Origin of the sequence: Roseburia sp. 1XD42-34 (genome assembly GCF_009917385.1) — a bacterium.
Taxonomy (GTDB): Bacteria; Bacillota; Bacilli; order Bacillales; family Amphibacillaceae; genus Virgibacillus.
Genome location: NZ_QWLJ01000035.1, coordinates 1 through 22978, shown reverse-complemented (window position 1 = coordinate 22978; position 22978 = coordinate 1). Strand labels below are relative to the sequence as shown.

Genomic DNA, 22978 nt, shown 5'->3' with positions numbered 1-22978 from the left:
AGTCCTCTTTCAGCAGAGGGCTTATTTTTTCCAACTATTTGAATTAAAGTTGTATCGTACAAGCAGTTTTCTAATGCTCCATAAACGTAGTAAAAGTGACTGCATAAACTTATGTTAACTTTGTAATCTTAAACTGATCTTGTAATAATAACCAATTTTGTGGGAAGGCGAGCCCTAGCTTCCAATAAGAAATGCCTAACAAGCCTAATTCTTTAATTAGATTAAACTTTGCCTGAATGGATCTTGCATCCTCAAACCAAACCTCATGTCTCGTTCCTGTGCTATCCGTATAGGTGAAGAACGGAGCCTGTGCTCCTTGATCAAACATAATTTCCGCATTATTTTCCCGAGCGATAACAATTGCTCGTTGCGGACTAATAGCTTGTGCAGGCTTTCCATCATCCGCCGCATAAGGCAGTGTCCAATCATAACCATACAGATTTTGTCCTAATAAAATTTTGTCCGCAGGCATTTCTGTGAGAGCATAATCCACTACTTTACGTACTTCATCAATAGGGGAAACCGCTAATGGCGGACCATAGCTATAGCCCCACTCGTAGGTCATTAAGACAACAAAGTCAGCAACTTCCCCATGCACAGCATAATCATGTGCTTCATACCACTGACCGGGTTGAGTGGCACTTGTTTTCGGTGCTAATGCAGTTGACATTAGTAATCCTGCTTGGGAAAGTCGTTCCTTTGCCTTACGCAAAAATGCGTTATATGCTTCGCGATCTTCACTTGGCAAAAATTCAAAATCAAAATGGACATCCGTATATCCACCAGTGGTTGCGGTATTAATAATATTATCGAGCAGTGTATTTTGTACGCTTTGTACAGTTAAAATAATATGACCGAGTTCCTGACTGAATTCTCCTCCCTCAAGGTTGGTTACGACGAGCATTTTTGCTGTATTATTCTGCTCTGCAATTTCTGCAAGCCCATTTAACGGTGGTGGCATTAAGCTTCCATCCCGACCTACTCGATAGCTAAAGATGGCTAAGTAGGTTAAATAAGGTGCTGCTTTTTGGGCTGAGTTTTTAAGTGTTTCCGAAACGGTATCGCCGGTAGGCTCAATGTAAGCATTTGTAGTTATAGGGACCTTAGGAGCGGGCGGTATATAAAGACGAAATCCTACGGGTAAAACATTGCCTGGAGGAATACGATTAATTTGTGCCAGCCTTTCATAGGATATCCCAAATTGTTGTGCAATTGAAAACAAGCTGTCACCAGGCTGGACAAAATAAAACTGTCCAATGATAGGAATAACCAAAGCTTGACCGACCACAAGGTTATTAGGCGCATCTAGCTCATTAGCATTGATTATTGCCTGGGTCGATGTACTGTATGTAGTAGCAATTTCAAACAACGTATCTCCAGCAGTAACGACGTGGATTTGCAAACAAACTCCCTCCTTTCAAAGTTTTGCTACTTTTAGTTTATGAGGAGGAAAGCTTGGATATGTCAATTATATTGCTGTAGTATCTGCTTTCATGACAGCATGTAATAAATATAAAGCATAGTCATTGTTATCCTTTCCTTCTGAAGCCATACAATTTTCTGGTATATACATGCTGTACCCATACATATAAGCGTCTTTAGCCGTGAATAGAATGCAAATATCTCCAGCAATACCCGCCAAAATAAGATGTTTTTTCCCAAGTTCTGTTAATAATGCTTGTAAAGGAGTTTGAAAAAAAGCAGAATGCTGTGGTTTAATTAAAAAATAATCATCGTCGTCTGGCTCTAACTTTTCAATGATATTTTTACTTTTATCGTTATAGCAATAATCGGTGATTTTCCGAAAGTCTGCTTGCCAAAGTCCGTAATGATCATTAACATAAATGATTGGAAGCTTCTTTTCTTTAGCGAAGTTACGTAATTTAATTAGATTTGGAAGGATTTGTTTTGTATTCGCTTCTAATTCCTTCCCGCCAGGAAAATTAAAATCATTAATAATATCTACAAACAAAACAGCGCTATCGTTTAAAGGTACGTTCACTATTGTTGCTCCTTTCTTCATGTATGCGCAATTGCTATGGAAAAGTGGATAAACGAGGATTCTAGTAACATCTTTGCTTTTCCAAAAGTGCTTTTATGTATTATTACCGATTCTCTATTTTTCAAACTAAAATGAAATGTTGGGATACCTTTGATGGATGAATATATGATGAAAATGGCTATTCAAGAGGCAAAACAAGCAGCAGAGCAAGGGGAGGTTCCGATTGGGGCTCTTATTGCATATGATAATGAAGTGATTGCTACTGCGCATAACTTACGTGAAACGACCCAAAGCACATTAGCACATGCAGAACTACTTGCCATTCAAAAAGCGAATGAAAAGATTGGCAGCTGGCGCCTGGAGGATTGTACGTTGTATGTTACGTTAGAGCCATGCCCGATGTGTGCGGGTGCAATAGTACAATCACGAATAAAACGGGTAGTCTACGGTGCATATGATCCGAAAGCTGGCTGTGCCGGCACACTGTTTAATTTACTAGATGATGCACGATTTAATCATCAGGTTGATGTGACTGCAGGCGTATTGGAAGAAGAATGCGCCAATTTGTTAAAGGATTTTTTTAAAATGATTCGCGAGCGAAAGAAGTTGGATCAAAAAGAGAATTAGAAGTTTTAGGATGCCTTCCATAAATTTCAGCAACTACGTTTTCTCTTTTAATGTCCTTTTTTAACAAATTCGGTTCCGATCTTTCCATCATCTTCTATTGCAATTTGCTTGTATTCTCGTTATAATGGTTAGTACCGTGCTAAGCGGGGAGGTAGCGGTGCCCTATACTCGCAATCCGCTATAGCGAGGCCGAATTCCCGTCTGAGGTACGATGACTTTATGGTCTGCCTTAAGGGATTGGTGTTGACGCTTAGGTCCTGCGCAACAGAAACCCATGAACCCTGTCAGGTCCGGAAGGAAGCAGCAGTAAGTGGTCATTTCTGTGTGCCGCGGGGAAGCCTAATCCGAGCCATGAACTTAAGTAACGCATAGGGTCACCGTATCGATGAGGGGTGCACGGTATACATAATGACTATAAAAAGCTCTGTCCAATATTGGATAGAGCTTTTCTAATATTATAAGAAAACCCAATCGTTTTGCCGAAAGAATGGCTCTGATTTTCTTATGCAATAATGGGCTTATGGAAAATAGTAGGTAAATACGTTTGCATCTACCTACTTTAAATTGCCCGTTTTTAATGTCATGATAGGATCTCCATAAAGCAAAATCTTCACATTGTCTATTACGCTATTCTTCAAGTCACGCACTCCTTGTTCTGTATTCTTGTATGAAAACAAACGCCTAGATTATAACTCATTAAATAAAGAGCTGTTGTAGACTCCCTAAAAACAATTTACCAAAAGCTCTGTATGTTGGGTTACTCATCTACAGTTATGGCTTTCAGTTTAAGTTACTATACAAAAAAAGTACAAGAGGAGGTGAAACTCATGTACTTTCATATAACAAAACGGACAAATAAGGCGAACAATCTATTCCTAATTATCTAATGGGCTTATTCCCATGAAAAAAATCTATCACCGCTATGGTAAAATACTTCGCTTTCCTGTAGGATCTTTAGCTCTTCCCATTCCCGCAGATGTCACCTATCTTTACTTGGGTAAAAACTTTGCGTGTATATAATTGGCGATTCGATTTATGGTTAGTTTTTTAATCAGTTGCCAATTATTTACCAGCTCTTTAATTTTCATTAGACTATTTCTTATAACCATCCACAACAAGATTAAGCTTTCCTGTTTCTGGATCCATCACAAGTCCGTGAACAGGGACTGTTCCAGGCATTAACGGGTGGTTTCCAATCGTGGAGACGCTATGTCTTACACTATCTTCCACACTATCAAACCCTCGAAAGAAACGGTTGAAATCAACTCCTGAATACTGCAGTGTGTCCAATGTTTCTTGAGAGATGCCACGATGCTTTACTTTCTCTAACGTTTGCTCTGCTTTTACACTGGCCATACCACAATCATGATGCCCAACAACATAAATTTCATCTACTTCAAGCTCATAGACACCTACTAAAATACTACGCATAATACTTCCGAACGGGTGGGAAACAAGCGCTCCTGCTGTTTTAAGTATTTTTGCATCTCCATTAGAGATGTTCATTGCTTTTGGTAGTAGTTCCACAAGCCTTGTATCCATGCAAGAGAGAATAAGGACATGCTTATTAGGAAACTTACTGCTTTGATAGCTTTCATACTCCTTTTTTTCTACAAAATCTTTATTATGTGTTAAGATTTCTCCTAAAAGTTTCATATACAAAACCCCTTTTTAGTAAATATAAAAGCTGTTAGCTTGCTGTTTAGCAATTAGCTTTTCAAAGAAAAAACTCTATCAACTTTTAAAAGCTAGACTGTTTTAATATATATTTATTATATCGAAAAAATTGGCATTTCGCATATTCATTTTAAAAAAGTCTGTCTTACGTTTCTCTCGATATAGATATATCCTCTATATTTTCAGTACTCTATTTATGACACTTTTATTGGTTTTTAGTGCAATAATTGTTTTAAAAAACATACAGGCGTAAGTGATCGCGGAGGAAAAACACAACGCTTTCCAGAGGCTTGTTGTCATAGCCTCCTCGTTAGAAAAGCTTGGCTTGTCAAGGCGAAAGTTTTTGTTTTACATAAACGAAAAAAACTTATACTCTCCTAATAGCGAAAAAACAATTTGCATTTTTTTCTGCGGGTCTCCCCAACAGCATTCGCTCTTGTTTAGCCATTAGCAAATAATTCAATGTTTGCTTTCACTATATATCGCTATGGTTCACATTTCCCCCATAAATAGAGTATAATTAGAAAGAGATTTTAAAGGAGAATCATATCATGAGCTATCAGGCTTTATATCGCGTTTGGCGTCCGACGGTTTTTGCCGATGTCGTTGGGCAAGCCCATATTACTCGAACATTGCAGAATGCGATTGCACAGGAGAAATTCTCTCATGCTTATTTATTCTCTGGACCAAGAGGGACAGGAAAAACGAGTGCTGCGAAGATTTTTGCCAAAACAATTAACTGTGAACGTTCCCCAGTTAAGGAGCCGTGTAATCAATGCGCTGCATGTAAAGGAATTCAGAATGGATCGATTTCCGATGTCATTGAGATTGACGCTGCTTCCAATACAAGCGTAGAGGATATAAGAGAGATTAGAGAAAATGTAAAATACGCTTCCAGTCAAGTACCTTACAAAGTATATATCATTGATGAGGTACACATGATATCGGTAAATGCTTTTAACGCCTTACTGAAAACGCTGGAAGAACCGCCAAGCCATGTAGTATTTATTTTGGCGACAACGGAACCACATAAAATCCCACTAACCATTTTATCCAGATGCCAGCGGTTTGATTTTAAGCCGATCTCCAACACTTCTATTGTCGACCGGTTACAAACGATTGTGGAAGCGGAAGGAGTTACCGTATCTAAGGAAGCTTTAGACACCGTAGCATTGGCTGCTGAAGGTGGGATGCGTGATGCGTTAAGTATTCTTGATCAAGCTATCTCCTACAGTGCTGAATCCGTAGAACTGGAGGATGTTTTAGCTGTTACTGGCGGGGTCTCCCAACACACATTAACGAATATCATTCGTCATATGTATGAAAAAAATATCCAGCAAGCGGTAATGGAATTGAATGAATTAATTCAAAAAGGAAAAGATCCTGCTCGCTTCGTTTATGATATGATTTATTTCTTGCGTGATTTGCTGTTATACAAGAGTGCTCCAACATTGGAAGGATTATTGGAACGGGCGAGGGTGGATGAGCCTTTTCAAGTGTTAGCAGATACTGTACCAAACCAATGGATACAGGAAGCCATGAGACAATTAAATCAGTGTCAACAGGAAATAAAATGGACGAATAGCCCGAAAGTTTATATTGAAATTGCTATTTTAACAATAGCCAATGGTATACAGGAACAAGGGGTAAACAATAATTCCTTAGCCGATTCAGATACGATTACAAGACTTTCTTCACAAGTTGGCAAGCTGGAAAAGGAGATAAAGTTGCTGAAGGAAAATCCAGTCATACCAGCACAGCTAGCACCACAGCGCGAAAGCAGAAAAGCACCTAATCGGTCTGCTAAAAACACGTATAAAATACCTTACGAGCGGATCCGACATGTGTTGAGTGAAGCAGAAAAATCAGCCTTAAAGCAAGTTCACTCCCAATGGGGAACATTTTTAGGGCAATTGAAAAAGGCAAGCGCTCCTGCACATGCTACGATTCAGGATAGTAAACCCGCTGCAGCATCCGATCAAGCTCTTGTCGTAGCATTTAAATATGAGATTCACTGTTCATTGTTTTTAGATAATCAGGAAACGGTAGAATCCGTTTTGACTTCTATATTAGGGAAAACGCTGACCATTATTCCGATCCCAGAGAAGGATTGGGTGGAACTTCGCAATGAGTATGTTGCTAAACAAGAAAAAACCTCATCCCAAGAGGAAGCTGTTGAAGATCCAGTAGTTATGGAAGCGCAGAAGCTATTTGGTGATGATATAATAGAAATTCACGATTAATTTGATTACAATTTTAAAAAGGAGGTATTTCCATGAAGGGAAATATGAATAATATGATGAAGCAAATGCAAAAAATGCAAAAGAAAATGATGAAAGCACAGGATGAACTGCATGAGATGACATTCGAAGCATCTGCTGGTGGTGGCATGGTGACAGTTGTTGCTAATGGTAAAAAGGAAATAACTGATGTGCAAATAAAAGAAGAGGTAATCGATCCAGATGATGCAGAAATGCTGCAAGACCTTATCCTAGCAGCAACGAATGATGTATTAAAGCAAATTGATGATAAAACAAATGATACGATGGGACAATTCACGAAAGGGTTAAATATGCCTGGAATGTTCTAATTCTAGGAGGCACATGAATGTATTATCCAGAACCGATTTCTAAACTGATCGACAGTTTTACCAAATTGCCAGGTATTGGCCCAAAAACGGCTGCCCGTCTGGCATTCTTTGTATTAAATATGCAAGAAGATGATGTCTTGGACTTTGCTAATTCATTAGTAAATGCCAAGCGTGAGCTGACACATTGTTCTGTTTGCGGACATATTACCGATCAGGATCCTTGTGCGATATGTCAGGACACATCAAGAGATCAATCTATTATTTGTGTCGTTCAAGATCCGAAAGATGTTATTGCAATGGAAAAAATGAAAGAATATCATGGAAAATACCATGTATTAAATGGTGTTATCTCCCCAATGGACGGTATTGGACCAGAAGATATTAATGTACCCAGTCTGATTCAGCGATTAAAGGACGAAGAGGTAGAGGAGTTAATTCTTGCTACCAATCCAAATATTGAAGGAGAAGCAACAGCGATGTATATTTCCCGACTTGTTAAACCATCAGGCATTCGTACCACACGGATTGCTCACGGTTTACCTGTAGGCGGTGATTTGGAGTATGCAGACGAGGTTACACTTTCCAAAGCACTGGAAGGTAGAAGAGATGTGTAGGAATTAGGTGGATACATGGCAAAAAAAATAAAGAAAAAAGATGTAGATGAGGAATTATTACGTACGATGAGAGAACTGGAATTAGAGTGGAAGCAAATAGCATCCATCGTTTCCAAGAGTGTAGAGCCTACCATAGATGGGCACTATTGGGAAGCTATTTCCAGGGCTAAATATATCTATTTACTCAGGGAAGCTAGGCACCGAAAATTACGTGCCAACTTTCATTAGTATTTTCAAAGACAAACTAGCGGAGCGGATTGATATAAATGCTGTCTTAGCCGCTATATTGAAGCAACATACAACAGAATACTATATTCAAAAAGACAAGACGAGAGAGCTTGTCTTTTATTTATCTTATAAGATAAAAATGCTGTATAATTCCTACTTCTGGAATTGGATAATTTGCATTACAGCAAGTCTTAAGTGAGAGATTATATCATCACCTAGATGGCCAATTCGTAGACCTTTAGATCTTAACATACGGTATTAACAATCAGAGAGGTGGTGAATGAAGTAGCTCTTACTGACATTCCCTTTATATAGGAATTGTTTCATTTGGTCTTTCTATCCATGGAAGAAGTAACCTATCTATAAGAGTGGCTAGTTTCCGCTTTGTTTAACGCTCGAGTTTTGGAGAATGGAATGAACAACTATATTCATAGGATGATGTTTTCCTGTCCTAACGAAGCGAAGGATTAGCTCAGGTAAGTTCTTTTTTATGTTATACATGCATACATAGTAGAAAGAGGTCATAGAAAAAAATTGCGATTGGTTAAGAAAAAGGGGTGAAGGATTTGAGCTCGACATTAGTCATTTCGATTATGGTAGGATTAATCATCCTGTTGTTGTTAGTAGGAACGCCTGTTAAATTTATGCGTATCATTGGGCAAACTACTGTAAAGTTAGGGATAGGAGTTTTGCTGCTATTTTTTATTAATGTATTTGGTGGTGCCATTGGATTACACATCCCGATCAATTTTTTCACGGCTGTAGTATCTGGTTTTCTTGGCATTTTTGGTATAGCTTCTTTAGCCGCAATTCATTTGTTTATTATTCCGTAAGACAAGCTATGAGTCCATGGAAAAAGTTTCAAAGATTCCCTGTATAAAATTCATTAGTTTAGGAGAAGCTAATGAATATGGAGGTGGGGATATGAAACAGCGAACCATATATGAACGTTGTGGCATTTGTGAAGAGGAAAAGAAGGATGGTATTCATTTATATACCATGTTTATTTGTTGCGAGTGTGAGCACAATATGATTCATACAGAACCTAGAGAAGAGAAATATAACTATTATTTACGTAAATTAAAAAATATCACGAAACCGAAACTATATTCCTAGTTTAAAAAGTCTTTGCTTGCAAAGGCTTTTTTCGAGAGATAAGAAAGTATAAAAATTTTGGCATTGGAATAACGATATAACGGAATAGTCACGTCCGGCTTAGCCCCCAGCAACTAGGCAACTTCACAAACCGCCCTACGATAAGTTATCATTGGTTCGTGGTTAAGAGGAAGGCCGACTAAAAACGGGCTTGCCGCCCGATGTCGGCATACTCCTGTTGCAGGACCATGATTCCAAAAACTTTAGTTGATTCGTTCCAGTTGCTACGTTGCTAAACGGGCACCCCGCCCGCGCCTTCGTTCGATCTAAGAACCATGACAAATAAACTTGCTATGCATCCAAGATATGTTAAGCTAGATAAAAACGATATTTGACTACTTTATTTCTATGATGTTGTTGCAAAATTCCCAATTTAGGCATTGATAATGTAAACTGCAACAAGTACGAGAGATCATAGCGCCTAATGTGGATTCGTTGATCTAACAATCATAGAGAATAAACGAGCCCCCTTTTTATCACCATGTTTAATATGGGGTGAAGTATTCAGTAGATAATATTTAGGAGTATACATATATGGAACAGCAACAATTGCCTTTGTATCATGCATTACTAGAATTTCAGAAAAAGCATCCTATTTCTTTTCATGTGCCAGGTCATAAAAATGGTCATGTATTCCCAGCTGAAGCAAGGGATGTTTTTCAATCCATTCTAAAAATAGATGTGACAGAATTAACTGGCCTAGATGATTTACATGCGCCAGAAGGGATCATTGCTGCCGCAGAGCGATTAGCGGCGGCGTTTTTTCAGGCGGAGCAGACATTTTTTCTTATTGGGGGAAGCACTGTAGGTAACCTAGCGATGATTTTAGCCGCATGTAAACAAGGCGATACCGTTATCGTCCAGCGTAATTGCCATAAATCAGTAATGAATGGGTTAGAATTGAGTGGCGCCAAACCAGTGTTTGTTGCACCACAATACGATGAAAAAGTACATCGATATACGCATCCGCCTTTTTCTGGGTTGCAGGCAGCGCTAGAACAGTACCCAAATGCAAAGGCAGTTATTCTTACTTACCCAGATTATTTTGGATCCACTTATAACCTTGGTGACATGATTGAACTTGTACATTCTTTTGATATCCCTGTGTTAGTAGATGAAGCTCATGGAGTTCACTTTTCGCTTGGGGAGCACTTTCCAGCCTCGGCTTTAAGTCAAGGGGCTGATGTGGTTGTCCAATCCGCTCATAAAATGGCACCAGCGATGACGATGAGCTCCTATTTACATTGTAATTCCAAGCGGATTTCGATCGGGCGAATAGCACAATATTTACAAATGCTGCAATCGAGTAGCCCGTCTTATCCTCTATTAGCTTCATTAGATTTGGCGCGTTATTATTTAGCATCGATGACACGAAAGGCGATTACAGAATTAATGGAAAGTGTCCAGACGGTTAAACATATTTTTGCGAACTCTTCCTATTGGGATATTTTACCAAGTGATGATCCATTAAAAATCACGCTCCATGTTAAAGATGGCTTAGCAGCAAAAGAAGTTGGTAATTTGTTGGAGCAACAGCAAATATATCCAGAACTTGTGACGGAGAAGCAGATCTTATTAATTCATAGCTTGGTACCTTTTATAGACACAGAGTATTTAAGAAAAGCAATGAAAACAGTGAACGGGCAATTAAAAAATATAGTAAAGCATGGTACAATAGACATAAATCATTTTACACCTGCTCGTATACAAGAGTTGGAATTATCCTATGGTATAATGAACCAACTCTCTATTAAGTGCATCCCTTTGAACGCTGCTGAGGGATATATTGCTGCAGAAGCAATTATTCCATATCCTCCTGGAATTGCGTTGCTTCTTAAAGGAGAAAAAATAACCAAAGCACATATTGAAAAGATACAACATATGAAAAAACTTGGATTACGCATACAACAACGACATACAAATGGCATTTATGTATATGCAGAAATAGAAAAAGGGGAAGAATGACATTGGGCGGATACTTTATCACATTTGAAGGCGGCGAGGGAGCTGGGAAGACAACCGTTTTGCATACCGTAACAAAAAGGCTAAGCCAAGCTGGTTATGATGTGCTTGCTACCCGTGAGCCAGGTGGAATAAAAATTGCAGAAAAGATTAGAAAAATTATTTTAGATCCGCTCCATACAGAGATGGAAGAGCATACAGAGGCGTTACTATATGCAGCAGCGAGAAGCCAGCATCTTGCCGAGAAGATCGTACCAGCACTTAAGCAAGGTAAAATAGTACTTTGTGATCGCTTTGTAGATAGCAGTCTTGTATATCAAGGTTACGCTCGTGGGCTAGGTATGGATGAAGTATTAAAAATTAACCAATTTGCAATTGGCGATTGTATGCCAGATCTGACATTATTTTTTGATATAGAGCCAAAAAAAGGATTAGAACGAATTGCGGCGAATAAAGATAGAGAACAAAACCGCTTAGATTTAGAAAATCTTACATTTCACGAACATGTATACAAAGCGTATCATATACTTGCAGAAAGATTCCCAGCACGAATTCAGTCTATTGATGCGAATCTGACGCTGGAAACTGTTGAGCAGGAAGCCTTTGACCGTATCCTATCTTTATTAAAAAAATAAAAAGGAGCTGGCTAACAATGAAATTACTTATTGCAGTGGTTCAAGATAAAGACGCTAATCGTCTGGTGGATGCATTAGGAGAAGAAAATTTTAAAACAACCAAGCTTGCTACAACAGGCGGATTTTTGAAAGAAGGTAACACGACGCTTATGATTGGTTGTGAGGATGATTACGTTGATGATGCTTTATCGATTATCAAAGATAATTGCTCACACCGTGAACAAATGGTTGCACCAATCTCTCCTATGGGAGGGAACGCCGATTCTTACATTCCAAAACCGGTAAAAGTAGAGGTTGGCGGTGCGACGGTGTTTATTTTACCAATCGAATCATTTTTTCAATTTTAAGGGTTAAAAACGAAAAAGGGGCTGAAGGTATGAAAATAAGTCAAGAAGTTAGAGCACAACCAGAAACGCATGTTCCTCGCATGTCTAATGAGGGAAAACGTGCTTTTCAAAATATGCTTCAGTCCCAATCCGCACATATGAAACAGCAGGAGCTACAAGTGATTGTGAAGAATATTTCACTGCAAGGGGAAAAGCTGGCTCGATTTCGCTCGTTTCAAGACTTGGCAAAAATTAAACGATTAGTGAAAGGTTTTTTACGAGAGACGGTAGGCAGTGGTCTCCGTTTACAAAAATCACAGAGCTTTAGTGTGAATGGTAACAACCGACAACTAGCAATTGTAAAACAAATTGATGAAAAACTAATGCAATTAACGGAAGATATAATGAATCAGGAAAAAAAAGCAGTAGACCTACTCGGCTTAATAGGAGAGATTAAAGGTCTGCTGATTAACTTATATATGTAAATGAAGGAGATACATATGGAAACATGGTCAGAGGTTGCTAACATTCAACCATTAGCAAGCAAAATTATCTTAAATAGTATAAGAAAAGACCGGATTTCTCATGCGTATTTGCTTCAGGGGGAACGAGGGACTGGTAAAAAAGCGATTGCCCTCCTGATTGCTAAAGGGTTATTTTGTGAAAAAAATCCAGTTTCTGACCCTTGTTTAAAGTGTAATGCATGTAAACGTATTGCTTCAGGCAATCATCCAGATGTGCATTGGATTGATCCTGATGGACAATCTATTAAAATAGAACAGATTCGCAATTTGCAAAAGGAATTTACATATTCTGGCATGGAGTCTGACCAAAAGGTATATATTATTAATGGTGCCGAGACATTAACGGTCAATGCAGCTAACCGAATCTTGAAATTCTTAGAAGAACCGAGCAAAAAGACTACCGCTATTATGTTAACAGACAATAGTCAGGCTATCCTTCCGACCATTCGATCCAGATGTCAGGTTATTGATTTACGCCCCCTTCACCCAGGCGAATTTCAAAAGCAATTAATAGAGCAAGGATTGGATCAACGCAGTGCGATATTAATGAGTGCTATTACAAATAATTTACAAGAAGCATCGGACAAAAGTCACGACGAGTCGTTTGCCACAGCCCGACGGATAGTGATACAATTAGTTGAAATACTTTTAACCAATCCTGAAGATGTTTATTTATTCATTCATCAGCATTGGGTGACTCATTTCAAAGAGCGAAATGAGCAGGAAGAAGGATTGGATCTCTTGCTTTTTGCCATAAAAGATATTCTTTATTACCAAATAGAACATGAAGCTGGGATGGTGTTTTTCGCCCCTTCTGATGAATTGCTGAAAAGAGCAGCCATGTACGTTTCACAGGAGAAACTGTTAACTGATTTACAGGCTGTTTTACAAGCAAAGCGAAAATTGAAGCAAAATGTTCATCCTACATTAGTGATGGAACAGCTTACACTTCAAATGCAGAGGTGATGGGGAATGATAGAAGTAATTGGCGTCCGCTTTAAAAAAGCGGGTAAAATATATTATTTTGATCCAGGGGGAGAGTCGATTTCACTAGATAGTTATGTTATTGTAGAGACGATACGTGGCATAGAGTTTGGGAAAGTAGTTATTACAAACAAGCATGTCGATGAAGAAGATGTCGTCCTACCATTAAAGAAAGTCATCCGTTTAGCGACTGATAAGGATAAATTAACGGTTGTAGAGAATCAGGTACAATCACAAAAAGCCTTAGAAGCTTGTACAGAAAAAATTAAACAACATGACTTAGATATGAACTTAGTGGAAGTGGAGTATACATTTGATCGTAATAAAATCATATTCTATTTTACAGCAGATGGCCGAGTGGATTTTAGAAATTTAGTAAAAGATCTGGCGGCCATGTTTAAAACGCGAATTGAATTGCGCCAAATTGGAGTTCGTGATGAAGCAAAGATGTTAGGTGGAATAGGTCCTTGTGGTAGAATGCTTTGTTGCTCTACCTTTTTAGGGGATTTTGAACCAGTATCTATTAAAATGGCGAAAGATCAGAATCTATCATTAAATCCAGCTAAAATATCTGGGTTATGTGGCAGATTGATGTGCTGTTTAAAATATGAGAATGACGATTATGAGACAGCTAAACGTGAATTACCGGACTTAGGAGAAAAGATGGAAACTCCCTTTGGAAGCGGTAAAGTGGTTGGCTTAAACATCCTGGAACGACTCATCCAAATAGAAATACCTGATAAAGAACGGGTAATCGAATATACGTTAGATGAACTAATTGATGAAGGAATTTTAGCGCAAGCCACAGAATAACGGGGTGAGTAGCGTGAAGAATAGGCGAATATTTGATCAGGTTTCGGATATGGAAAAACAAATAGGCGAGTTATATGAGCAATTAGGTGATTTGAAAGGGAAATTGAGTGATCTATTAGAAGAAAATCATCGTCTAACTATGGAAAACCATCATTTGCGCAGTCATTTAGAACATACAAATAATAATGCTGATGTAACGGACGAAACAAAGCAGCAAGAAAAGACTTTTCCGGGGGAAGGCTATGATAATTTGGCTCGCCTGTACGAGGAAGGATTCCATATTTGTAATCTGGAATTTGGCAGTCCAAGACGAGATGAGGATTGCATCTTCTGCTTAGACTTTCTTAATAAGACGAAATAACATAGACAAAGTAATTTTGTTTTCCTTTTCTATTAAAGGAAAAGTAAATTTGGCTGCCTGAAACGGGCAGCTTTTCTTTTCACGTTATTTTAGTTATGACTGCACGGCGTTTAAATGAAGGAAGTTGGAAAATAGGGGAAATAGATCAACTATGAAAATAGCTGTTATCATTTTTATTGTTGTTATGAAGAGAAAGTAGCTTTTAATCATTTAACTAGCGGCGTCGCTTAGCTTAGGTGGCAAGCAAATGAAATCAACACAACCTCTGTTTGCCACCTTGTTTGAACAGACGCTTATATGCGTAAAATGATAATAGCTAATCCAAATTCTAATTAAATCAATCATTATAAGTATAGATAAGCTTCCAATTTCAAATGGTGGATAATCTATGTTACAACAAGTACAAGTAAATAACGTACCTAAGCGCCTGTTTTAAAGCAGTCTTTAGGCACACTATTATGGTACAAACCATTAGTTAAGATGCATGAATATCCCATTGACTTTAGGGTAGCACTTGGTGGCAGGTACTAATCATATTTTTTATAAAGCAGGAGAAAGGATAGATCTATGGTTGAGTTATACGACAATGAACGATTGGATTATTTATTAGCAGAAAAAGGAATGCAAATCATCCAAAGCCCAGACGTTTTTTCTTTTTCCTTGGATGCTGTTTTATTGGCTCACTTTGCATACGTACCGATAAAACGGGGAAGAATCCTTGATTTATGTACAGGAAATGGAGTCATTCCATTACTATTATCCAGAAAAACAAGAGCTTTTATCACTGGTGTGGAATTACAGGAAAGAATTTATCGAATGGCGGAAAGAAGTGTGACATTAAACAATTTAACAGAACAAATAAATATACTTCATGCTGATTTAAATCATTTGCAGCAACTGCTTCGTCATAGCAGCTTTGATGTCATTACCTGTAATCCACCTTATTTCCCAACGCCGTTGCCCTCAGAGCATAATGAGAATCCACATTTAACAATTGCCAGGCATGAAGTATATTGCACATTAGAAGATGTGGTAAAGGCTTGTAAATTATACGTCCGACCTGGTGGAAAGATTGCCATGGTGCACCGTCCAGGCAGATTAGTGGATATTATCCATTTGTTTCGTCAATATAAATTAGAACCAAAGCGGTTGCAATTTGTTTACCCGAAGCGAGGACGTGAGGCAAATATGCTATTAATTGAAGCTACTAGAGACGGTAAACCAGATTTAAAAATCTTGCCCCCCCTCTTTATTTATGATGAGGATGGGGCATATACAATAGAAGCAAAGGATATTATTTATGGAAAATAAACACACTGTCTATATATTAAGATGTAAAGATCGGACACTTTATACGGGGTATACGAATAATTTGGAACGCAGGCTTAAAATGCATCAAGAAGGAAAAGGTGCAAAGTATACGAGAGGCCGGGGACCATTTCAGGTGGTTTATGTGGAATATTTTGAGACGAAAGAACAAGCAATGAAAAAAGAATATACCATTAAACAGTTAACAAGAGAAGAAAAATGGCGATTTATTCGGGATAGACTGAAAGAAGTGATGATAAATGAATAAGCAAAACAGTTTTGAAAAAGATCGTGCAACTGTCTATGTTGTACCGACACCTATTGGTAATTTAGAAGATATTACGTATCGTGCACTAACAACACTCCGCTCTGTATCTTTGATTGCTGCAGAAGATACGAGAAATACAAAAAATTTATTACGTCACTTTGATATAGCTACTCCGCTCATGAGTTATCATGAACATAATAAATTAGCACGTGGAGAGCAACTATTAACGAAAATAATGCAGGGGGAGTCGATTGCATTAGTGAGCGATGCGGGTATGCCGGCAATCTCTGATCCTGGACATGAGCTTATCCAAGCCGCAATCCAGCATGATATTCCTGTCGTTGTTTTGCCGGGTGCTAATGCAGCTTTATGTGCTTTAGTTGGTTCCGGTTTATCTGCTAAAGAGTTTTATTTTTATGGTTTTTTGCCTAGAAAGAAAAAAGAAAAGAGAATTGAATTACAGCGGCTGGCTTCATTACAAGCAACCCTCTTGTTTTACGAGTCACCTTATCGTGTGAAGGAAACACTGCAAGCAATTAGCGATGTAATGGGGAATCGACATGTTGCTTTGGCAAGAGAGCTAACTAAACGTTTCGAATCCTATTTGCGTGGTACTGCTGATGAAGTAATCGCTTATCTAGATACAGCAGAAATTAAAGGGGAATGCTGTCTTGTGTTGGAAGGGGAAACGAAAGCAGAACAGTCAGACTACTTATGGTGGAGCAGCTTAACGATTGTTGAGCATGTAGAACATTATTTGAATTCAGAATCCTTATCCAGTAAGGAAGCAATCAAACGTGTAGCTAAAGAAAGGGAGCTTTCCAAACGGGAAGTTTATCAAAAGTACCATGTTAGAGAAGGTGGGGAGGAGGAAGAGGGCAAAAATTAAAGTTCTGTTTATATAAAATAAGATGTATAGAAAAAAGACCTGACGGGCAATGTATGCGTCGGGTCTTTTAAGACTTTATTTATTTAGTCTTGATTCTATTTCTTGCAGGAGTTGTTGTGCACCTTCTGGGCTAAGAACAATTTTGCCGTTGGCTAGTGAAAGATTATCATCGGATACTTCACCAGTAAGATGACAAGTCATGTTCGGCTTATACTTTTTAAGTATGATTTTGTCATTTTCAACGTAGATTTCCATTGCATCTTTTTCTTGGATTTCCAACGTACGCCGAAGCTCCATCGGGATAACTACACGGCCAAGTTCATCAACCTTACGTACAATTCCGGTAGATTTCAAAATATTTCCCCCCTATACTTTCGAAAAACGGGACAGCCTTCTTGGGGCGCACATGCCAGCGTTCTTCAAAATTAGTAAACTAAAAAAATCGTCATAATTCGACATCTTTCTATGCAATAGAATACCAGTGTTTCTTTTTTCTGTCAATAATTATTTACCAGAAAATTAAATAATTTGGATTGTTTTGAAAACACTACTATATTAGGCTTTTTCGGCTCTTTTGGTTATACTAAAGCTATCCCCTTAACCAAACTTATGGTGTGTATTATTGGTAACGTAATTTATGAAATAGTTTTGATTTCGCATATGATAGTTGATCTAGACGCAGAACGAAACCATTCTTAAATTTAGCATACTATTCAAACAATTAATTTCGGGTATTTTTAATCTCGTGTGTAAGTTGCTGTAAGACCCTAGCTTTAGAAGCTGAATAATCTATGCTGCAATAAAGTGGCAGATGCCGGTACTAATATGTTTTTTTGTTCCTCTAGCACTTTGTGTGGACAAATGAAAACCACCACTAATGGAAAATTTACTTTAACTTAATTTCAAAATATCTCTACTATAATTCGACTTTACATTTTGTATCTTAGATTGTAAAGTATTTAACACTCTATTTGGCAAATAAGCTGATAAAAGCTACAATAGTAATAGCTTAAAAAAGGATGTTAGGTAATGCACAAGGAGGTAAGCAAATGGTAAATAATAAAAGAACTTTTTATATAACGACACCGATCTACTATCCGAGTGGAAATTTGCATATTGGACATGCGTATTCGACAGTTGCTGGAGATGCGATGGCTCGATATAAACGATTGCGCGGGTTCGATGTTATGTATTTAACTGGAACAGATGAGCATGGACAAAAGATCCAAAAAAAGGCGACAGAAAATGGGGTTTCACCACAAGAGTATGTCGATCATATGGTGGATGGTATTCAAAAGTTATGGGAAAAGCTAAAAATATCGAACGATGATTTTATTCGCACGACAGAAGAGCGTCATAAAAAAATGGTTGCGCAAATCTTTGATCAGCTTGTTAATCAGGGAGATATTTACTTAGATGAATACGAGGGCTGGTATTGTACGTCTTGTGAATCATTCTTTACAGAAAGGCAATTAGATGAAGGGCAATGTCCAGATTGTGGCGGTCCGGTTGAGAAGGTAAAAGAAGAGTCGTATTTCTTTAAAATGAGCAAATATGTCGACCGACTTGTTCAGTTTTATGAAGACAACCCTACATTTATTCAGCCTGAAAGCCGCAAAAATGAAATGTTGAATAATTTTATTAAACCTGGGTTAGAGGATCTAGCTGTTTCGCGAACTACATTTGATTGGGGAATTAAGGTTCCTGGTGATCCGAAGCATGTCATTTATGTATGGATCGACGCATTGACTAATTATATAACTGCGTTAGGATACGGAACGGATGATGACAAGAAGTATCAAAAATATTGGCCGGCAGATGTTCATTTAATGAGTAAAGAAATTGTGCGGTTCCATACCATTTATTGGCCAATTATGTTAATGGCACTTGATCTCCCATTGCCGAAAAAGGTGTTTGCTCATGGGTGGATTTTAATGAAGGATGGAAAAATGTCCAAATCAAAAGGAAATGTCATTGATCCTGTGAAGCTAATTGATCGTTATGGTTTGGACGCTCTTCGCTATTATTTACTTCGAGAAGTGCCATTTGGTTCGGATGGGGTATTTACGCCTGAAGGGTTCGTAGAGCGAACGAATTATGACTTGGCTAATGATTTAGGTAATTTATTGAACCGTACTATAGCCATGATTAATAAATATTTTGCAGGCAAGATGCCAGCATATCAAGCTGCTGAAACAGATATTGATGACGCATTAGAAGCATTTGGTAAACAGACCATAGAAAAAGTAGAAGATGCGATGGAGGAAATGCAGTTTTCTGTAGCTTTAGGGGCTATATGGCAACTCATTAGTCGCACGAACAAATATATTGATGAGACAGAGCCTTGGGTTTTAGCCAAAGATGAAACGAAAAAGGACCGGCTGGGTAACGTGATGGCTCATCTGGCCGAATATTTACGGAAAGCAGCTATCTTGCTTCAGCCATTTTTAACAGAAGCTCCAGCAGAAATTTTCCGACAGCTGGGTATAGAAGATGCCAAGTTAAAAGATTGGGATAGCCTTTATGAAGAAGGTAATATTAAAACTGGCGGGTCAATTGTAAGTAAAGGGCAACCGATTTTTCCGCGTTTAGAGGTGGAAGAAGAGATTCAAGCTATTAAAGCAATGATGAATCCGCCTAAAGAAAAGAAAACAAAGGTAGAAGAGAAACCAACAAAAGAAGAAATTGTGTTTGATGATTTCATGAAAGTAGATATGCGTGTTGCAGAAGTATTGAAGGCTGAGTATATTAAAAAGGCAGACAAATTATTGAAGCTACAGCTAGATTTAGGAACAGAAAAGCGCCAAGTCGTATCAGGCATTGCTCTCTATTATCAACCCGATGAGTTAGTTGGGAAAAAAGTAATTTGTGTAACGAACTTAAAACCAGTGAAGTTACGTGGAGAAAAATCAGAAGGCATGATACTTTGTGGAGAGGATGCAACAGGGAAGCTAGTGTTAGCATCTGTAGAAGCTGATCTTCCGAATGGTTCAGTTGTAAAATAAAGGAATGTAACAGACGCTGGGACATAACTAAAACAGCTAATTAAAAAAACGAACACTAAAATGAATCTTCAATGAACGGGGGATTCTTTCATCCGCTCTTTCTTTGTAAGAGTAAGAAAGTAAAAATGAGGTGCTTGGAGATAACGAAATAACCGACTAGCCACGTCCGGCGCATGAACCTAGCACGATGCGACTTCAAATCGTCCTATGAACATTGGTCCGTCGCTAAGAAGGAAGGCTGTAAAAACGAGCTTGCCGCCCAAACGTCAGCATACTCCAGTTTTAATGGCATGTTTTCTTTATCCCTGTTGATTCGTTCCATTCGCTTACGTTGCTAAACGGGCGCCCGGCGTCTCTGTTAATACTACAATGGTATGAAAAAAGTCTCTAAACGAACGGAGAATTTAAGTAGCGTTATCTCTCGCCTCGCTCGTTGTAGCATGTTTCTACAACTCTTGAAGTGGTTGACTTACAGCATTTTATATAAGGGAAATGGATCATGGCTTTTGTTGTATAGTATTTCTTATGTCTCAGCCTCTTTTCCTAAAGTTGTTAAGGAGTGAACAATTTGTTATTTGACACACATGTGCATTTAAACGCAAGGGATTTTTTTGAGGATCGTGAAGAAACAATAAAACGGGCTTTTGATGCAGGTGTCACACGTATGTTAGTCGTTGGCTTTGATCGTGAAACCATTCCATTAGCGATCGAAATTGCGGAACAGTATGAGACGATTTATGCTGCGGTTGGCTGGCATCCAGTTGATGCGGTAGATATGACAGAACAAGAGTTAGGGTGGATTGAAGAGCTTTCTTCTCATCCTAAAGTAGTAGCACTTGGTGAAATGGGTTTGGATTATCATTGGGACAAGTCACCGAAAGAGGTACAAAAGGAAGTATTTCGCAAGCAGATACGATTAGCAAAAAAAGTACAACTGCCGATTATTATTCATAATCGCGAGGCAACAGAAGATATTATTTCGATTTTAAAGGAAGAAAAGGCGGAATCAGTAGGCGGAATCATGCACTGCTACAATGATTCTGTAGACTATGTACAGGATTGCTTGGATATGAATTTTTATATCTCACTTGGGGGACCAGTTACCTTTAAAAATGCGACCTTACCAAAGGAAGTTGCTGTCCAAGTTCCATTAGAACGATTGTTAATTGAGACCGATGCACCATTTCTAGCCCCACATCCCTATCGGGGTAAAAGAAATGAACCAGCTTATGTCAAATTAGTTGCAGAAAAAATTGCTACACTAAGAGGGTCTAGTTTGGAAGAAATTGGTGAAATTACGACAAAAAATGCCCTTTCTCTCTTTCGGTTATAATTAGGGCGGTTGTCATAAAACTGAATTAATTTGTTAAAAAATAGGAAAAACAAGGTAAAAACAGCGGGAAAGTTTTAATAAAACCCTGCTTCCTTTACCTTGTTTTGTTTTTGACATAAACCTTGATATACCAAGGTTTATAGAATAAGAAACCTAATAAAAAGCCTTGCTCTTTTGTGGTGTAATGGAATTGTAACGCAAACGTAACGGTAATTACTTTGACTTTACATATAACTGTTACTATAATCAAAATGCATTAAGAGGGAGGCAAAAGCATGCGAAAGTTTTCAAAGCTAATGCCGGCGTCGACAATGAAACTGGTTCTATCTTTTATTGGTGTTTTAGCACTTGTTGCATTTTCCGGATTCATTTTATTTGATGCTACAAAGGCAGAAGTAGTCATAACAAACGATGGCGAAGACCAAACGGTAAAAACACACAAAAGCACCGTAAAAGAAGTACTGGCAGAAGTAGGTATTCGTGTCGGAGAGCATGATCACTTATCCCACAACATGAATGATTCCATTAAAAACGGAATGGAAATCAACTACAAACAAGCAAAGCAAGTGTTCGTGACAATCAATGGAAAACAAACGGAATATTACACAACTACAGATACTATAGATGCATTTTTGAAGGAAAATAACTTGTCGTACCATCAACGTGATGATGTTTCTTTCGCCAAAGGGGATGCCATTACTGATGGATTGCATTTGAAAATCGACCAAGCGTATGAGATTACGGTTAACGATGGTGAGAATGAGATGCGTATTTGGACGACTGGAGGTACTGTTGCAGAAGTACTTGAACAATCAAATGTAACATTTAATAAAGACAGCGCTGACAAAGTGAAGCCTGCTTTAAACAAGCCAGTGGCAAAGGATACAGTCATTTCCATTGTCCGTGTTAAAACGGAAAAAGATCGTGTAACAGAAGAGCTGGCGTTTGAGACAGAAGAGAGAGAAGATAGTAATTTGCTAAAAGGTGAGGAACGTGTCCTCACTGAAGGGAAAGCTGGCAAGGTGAAGAAGGTTTACCAGATCGTGAAAGAGAATGGAAAAGAAGTAAGCAGAGACCTCATTGATGAAGAGATTGTTGAGAAAAGTAAAAATCGGATTGTTGTAATAGGAACAAAAGAAGCGGAACAGGATAACAATCTAGTAACATTAGCAAATAAACAACCGAAAACAAATAATAAGCCTAGCACTGTATCAACAGCTAAGGAGAAGCAAACAAGCTCAGGAAACACCTTTACGATGTCCGCGAGTGCTTACACGGCTAGCTGTGGAGGTTGCTCAGGATTCACCACAACAGGGATTGATTTAAATGCTAATCCAAATATGAAAGTAATTGCTGTTGATCCTAGTGTTATCCCTTTAGGGTCAAGAGTTTGGGTAGAGGGATATGGTGAAGCCGTTGCTGGTGACACAGGTGGCCATATTGTTGGAAATCGGATTGATGTGCATGTCCCATCCAAAAAAGCTGCATATAGTTGGGGTGTAAAAACAGTAACTGTGAAAGTTCTTAATTAATTTCAAGCTCTTACCATGTATCGTGGTAGGAGCTATTTTTTTAGGCTCTATACTAAATGTTGGGGTTTCCACACAATTTGCGCATAAAAAAATATACACGCAAACATCCAATTCTTTTATACTTGAATTGACTAGAAACAAGAAA

24 protein-coding genes and 1 other RNA gene are annotated in these 22978 nt (G+C 38.3%); 21 read left to right on the top strand and 4 right to left on the bottom strand.

What is annotated here, in order from left to right; translation table 11 throughout:
- Positions 1 to 109 precede the first annotated feature (109 nt).
- Together D1839_RS15495 and D1839_RS15490 are read right to left on the bottom strand one after the other, a co-directional pair.
- Positions 110 to 1402, bottom strand: a complete 1293-nt coding sequence (locus D1839_RS15495) for a glycoside hydrolase family 18 protein (protein ID WP_120380805.1) — start codon at positions 1400 to 1402, stop codon at positions 110 to 112.
- A 66-nt stretch (positions 1403 to 1468) separates the two neighbouring features.
- Entirely contained in the window at positions 1469 to 2002 is a 534-nt protein-coding gene (locus tag D1839_RS15490; protein WP_199690258.1) for an isochorismatase family cysteine hydrolase, read from the bottom strand.
- A gap of 153 nt (positions 2003 to 2155) precedes the next feature.
- Here D1839_RS15490 and tadA point away from each other — a divergent pair, with 153 nt between their 5' ends.
- Together tadA and ffs are read left to right on the top strand one after the other, a co-directional pair.
- Positions 2156 to 2629 (top strand): tRNA adenosine(34) deaminase TadA, encoded by a 474-nt coding sequence (gene tadA / locus D1839_RS15485; RefSeq protein WP_183030254.1) that lies wholly within the window; start codon positions 2156 to 2158, stop codon positions 2627 to 2629.
- Between the two features lie 134 nt (positions 2630 to 2763).
- Positions 2764 to 3029: signal recognition particle sRNA large type (gene ffs, locus D1839_RS15480), an RNA gene on the top strand.
- Positions 3030 to 3721: 692 nt separating this feature from the next.
- Here the strand turns inward: ffs and D1839_RS15475 are convergent.
- Positions 3722 to 4285 (bottom strand): beta-class carbonic anhydrase, encoded by a 564-nt coding sequence (locus D1839_RS15475; protein WP_120380808.1) that lies wholly within the window; start codon positions 4283 to 4285, stop codon positions 3722 to 3724.
- Between the two features lie 572 nt (positions 4286 to 4857).
- Here D1839_RS15475 and dnaX point away from each other — a divergent pair.
- From dnaX to rsmI, 16 genes are all read left to right on the top strand, one after another.
- The gene (gene dnaX / locus D1839_RS15470) at positions 4858 to 6549 is read left to right on the top strand and encodes a DNA polymerase III subunit gamma/tau (protein ID WP_120380809.1); all 1692 of its coding nucleotides are present in this window, start codon (positions 4858 to 4860) and stop codon (positions 6547 to 6549) included.
- Between the two features lie 32 nt (positions 6550 to 6581).
- Positions 6582 to 6896 carry a YbaB/EbfC family nucleoid-associated protein gene (locus D1839_RS15465; protein WP_050350515.1) on the top strand — a complete coding sequence of 105 codons (315 nt, stop codon included), beginning with the start codon at positions 6582 to 6584 and terminating at the stop codon, positions 6894 to 6896.
- 17 nt (positions 6897 to 6913) lie between these two features.
- The gene (gene recR / locus D1839_RS15460; RefSeq protein ID WP_120380810.1) at positions 6914 to 7510 is read left to right on the top strand and encodes a recombination mediator RecR; all 597 of its coding nucleotides are present in this window, start codon (positions 6914 to 6916) and stop codon (positions 7508 to 7510) included.
- 15 nt (positions 7511 to 7525) lie between these two features.
- Positions 7526 to 7738 (top strand): YaaL family protein, encoded by a 213-nt coding sequence (locus D1839_RS15455; RefSeq protein ID WP_120380811.1) that lies wholly within the window; start codon positions 7526 to 7528, stop codon positions 7736 to 7738.
- A gap of 566 nt (positions 7739 to 8304) precedes the next feature.
- Entirely contained in the window at positions 8305 to 8571 is a 267-nt protein-coding gene (locus D1839_RS15450) for a pro-sigmaK processing inhibitor BofA family protein (protein WP_050350512.1), read from the top strand.
- Between the two features lie 91 nt (positions 8572 to 8662).
- On the top strand, positions 8663 to 8854 hold the full coding sequence (locus D1839_RS15445; protein ID WP_050350511.1) for a sigma factor G inhibitor Gin: 192 nt from the start codon (positions 8663 to 8665) through the stop codon (positions 8852 to 8854).
- 573 nt (positions 8855 to 9427) lie between these two features.
- A complete protein-coding gene (locus D1839_RS15440; protein WP_120380812.1) occupies positions 9428 to 10858 on the top strand; it encodes an aminotransferase class I/II-fold pyridoxal phosphate-dependent enzyme in 1431 nt (476 codons plus the stop codon).
- Positions 10859 to 10860: 2 nt separating this feature from the next.
- Positions 10861 to 11490 (top strand): dTMP kinase, encoded by a 630-nt coding sequence (tmk, locus tag D1839_RS15435; RefSeq protein WP_120380813.1) that lies wholly within the window; start codon positions 10861 to 10863, stop codon positions 11488 to 11490.
- A gap of 17 nt (positions 11491 to 11507) precedes the next feature.
- Positions 11508 to 11837 (top strand): cyclic-di-AMP receptor, encoded by a 330-nt coding sequence (locus D1839_RS15430; protein WP_050350508.1) that lies wholly within the window; start codon positions 11508 to 11510, stop codon positions 11835 to 11837.
- 29 nt (positions 11838 to 11866) lie between these two features.
- Positions 11867 to 12301, top strand: coding sequence for a YaaR family protein (locus tag D1839_RS15425; RefSeq protein ID WP_120380814.1), 435 nt, complete (start codon positions 11867 to 11869; stop codon positions 12299 to 12301).
- A gap of 15 nt (positions 12302 to 12316) precedes the next feature.
- Complete coding sequence (gene holB / locus D1839_RS15420; protein WP_120380815.1) at positions 12317 to 13306, top strand: DNA polymerase III subunit delta'; 990 nt, start codon at positions 12317 to 12319, stop codon at positions 13304 to 13306.
- A gap of 6 nt (positions 13307 to 13312) precedes the next feature.
- Positions 13313 to 14137, top strand: a complete 825-nt coding sequence (locus tag D1839_RS15415) for a PSP1 domain-containing protein (RefSeq protein ID WP_120380816.1) — start codon at positions 13313 to 13315, stop codon at positions 14135 to 14137.
- A 13-nt stretch (positions 14138 to 14150) separates the two neighbouring features.
- Complete coding sequence (gene yabA, locus D1839_RS15410; protein ID WP_120380817.1) at positions 14151 to 14498, top strand: DNA replication initiation control protein YabA; 348 nt, start codon at positions 14151 to 14153, stop codon at positions 14496 to 14498.
- Positions 14499 to 15065: 567 nt separating this feature from the next.
- Complete coding sequence (locus D1839_RS15405) at positions 15066 to 15809, top strand: tRNA1(Val) (adenine(37)-N6)-methyltransferase (RefSeq protein WP_120380818.1); 744 nt, start codon at positions 15066 to 15068, stop codon at positions 15807 to 15809.
- Positions 15799 to 16074 (top strand): GIY-YIG nuclease family protein, encoded by a 276-nt coding sequence (locus tag D1839_RS15400; protein ID WP_120380819.1) that lies wholly within the window; start codon positions 15799 to 15801, stop codon positions 16072 to 16074. Before D1839_RS15405 ends, D1839_RS15400 begins: the two co-directional genes overlap by 11 nt.
- Positions 16067 to 16963, top strand: a complete 897-nt coding sequence (gene rsmI, locus D1839_RS15395; RefSeq protein ID WP_120380820.1) for a 16S rRNA (cytidine(1402)-2'-O)-methyltransferase — start codon at positions 16067 to 16069, stop codon at positions 16961 to 16963. Before D1839_RS15400 ends, rsmI begins: the two co-directional genes overlap by 8 nt.
- Before the next feature lie 75 nt (positions 16964 to 17038).
- Here rsmI and D1839_RS15390 read toward each other — a convergent pair whose 3' ends face one another.
- Complete coding sequence (locus tag D1839_RS15390; RefSeq protein ID WP_050350500.1) at positions 17039 to 17317, bottom strand: AbrB/MazE/SpoVT family DNA-binding domain-containing protein; 279 nt, start codon at positions 17315 to 17317, stop codon at positions 17039 to 17041.
- 695 nt (positions 17318 to 18012) lie between these two features.
- Between D1839_RS15390 and metG the strand changes: the two genes are divergently transcribed.
- From metG to D1839_RS15375, 3 genes are all read left to right on the top strand, one after another.
- Positions 18013 to 19968, top strand: coding sequence for a methionine--tRNA ligase (gene metG, locus D1839_RS15385; RefSeq protein WP_120380821.1), 1956 nt, complete (start codon positions 18013 to 18015; stop codon positions 19966 to 19968).
- A 568-nt stretch (positions 19969 to 20536) separates the two neighbouring features.
- Positions 20537 to 21301: a TatD family hydrolase gene (locus D1839_RS15380; protein ID WP_120380822.1), complete on the top strand. Its 765-nt coding sequence runs from the start codon at positions 20537 to 20539 to the stop codon at positions 21299 to 21301.
- Positions 21302 to 21576: 275 nt separating this feature from the next.
- Positions 21577 to 22833, top strand: coding sequence for a G5 and 3D domain-containing protein (locus D1839_RS15375; RefSeq protein ID WP_120380823.1), 1257 nt, complete (start codon positions 21577 to 21579; stop codon positions 22831 to 22833).
- Positions 22834 to 22978 lie beyond the last annotated feature (145 nt).

Bases quoted from the DNA above. Each gene is read 5' to 3' on its own strand.
- rsmI (WP_120380820.1), top strand. From the start codon at position 16,067: ATGAATAAGCAAAACAGTTTTGAAAAAGATCGTGCAACTGTCTATGTT.
- D1839_RS15465 (WP_050350515.1), top strand. From the start codon at position 6,582: ATGAAGGGAAATATGAATAATATGATGAAGCAAATGCAAAAAATGCAA.
- recR (WP_120380810.1), top strand. From the start codon at position 6,914: ATGTATTATCCAGAACCGATTTCTAAACTGATCGACAGTTTTACCAAA.
- holB (WP_120380815.1), top strand. From the start codon at position 12,317: ATGGAAACATGGTCAGAGGTTGCTAACATTCAACCATTAGCAAGCAAA.
- D1839_RS15455 (WP_120380811.1), top strand. From the start codon at position 7,526: ATGGCAAAAAAAATAAAGAAAAAAGATGTAGATGAGGAATTATTACGT.
- D1839_RS15475 (WP_120380808.1), bottom strand. From the start codon at position 4,285: ATGAAACTTTTAGGAGAAATCTTAACACATAATAAAGATTTTGTAGAA.
- D1839_RS15400 (WP_120380819.1), top strand. From the start codon at position 15,799: ATGGAAAATAAACACACTGTCTATATATTAAGATGTAAAGATCGGACA.
- D1839_RS15425 (WP_120380814.1), top strand. From the start codon at position 11,867: ATGAAAATAAGTCAAGAAGTTAGAGCACAACCAGAAACGCATGTTCCT.
- D1839_RS15415 (WP_120380816.1), top strand. From the start codon at position 13,313: ATGATAGAAGTAATTGGCGTCCGCTTTAAAAAAGCGGGTAAAATATAT.
- D1839_RS15430 (WP_050350508.1), top strand. From the start codon at position 11,508: ATGAAATTACTTATTGCAGTGGTTCAAGATAAAGACGCTAATCGTCTG.
- D1839_RS15445 (WP_050350511.1), top strand. From the start codon at position 8,663: ATGAAACAGCGAACCATATATGAACGTTGTGGCATTTGTGAAGAGGAA.
- tadA (WP_183030254.1), top strand. From the start codon at position 2,156: ATGGATGAATATATGATGAAAATGGCTATTCAAGAGGCAAAACAAGCA.
- D1839_RS15405 (WP_120380818.1), top strand. From the start codon at position 15,066: ATGGTTGAGTTATACGACAATGAACGATTGGATTATTTATTAGCAGAA.
- dnaX (WP_120380809.1), top strand. From the start codon at position 4,858: ATGAGCTATCAGGCTTTATATCGCGTTTGGCGTCCGACGGTTTTTGCC.
- D1839_RS15440 (WP_120380812.1), top strand. From the start codon at position 9,428: ATGGAACAGCAACAATTGCCTTTGTATCATGCATTACTAGAATTTCAG.
- D1839_RS15375 (WP_120380823.1), top strand. From the start codon at position 21,577: ATGCGAAAGTTTTCAAAGCTAATGCCGGCGTCGACAATGAAACTGGTT.
- metG (WP_120380821.1), top strand. From the start codon at position 18,013: ATGGTAAATAATAAAAGAACTTTTTATATAACGACACCGATCTACTAT.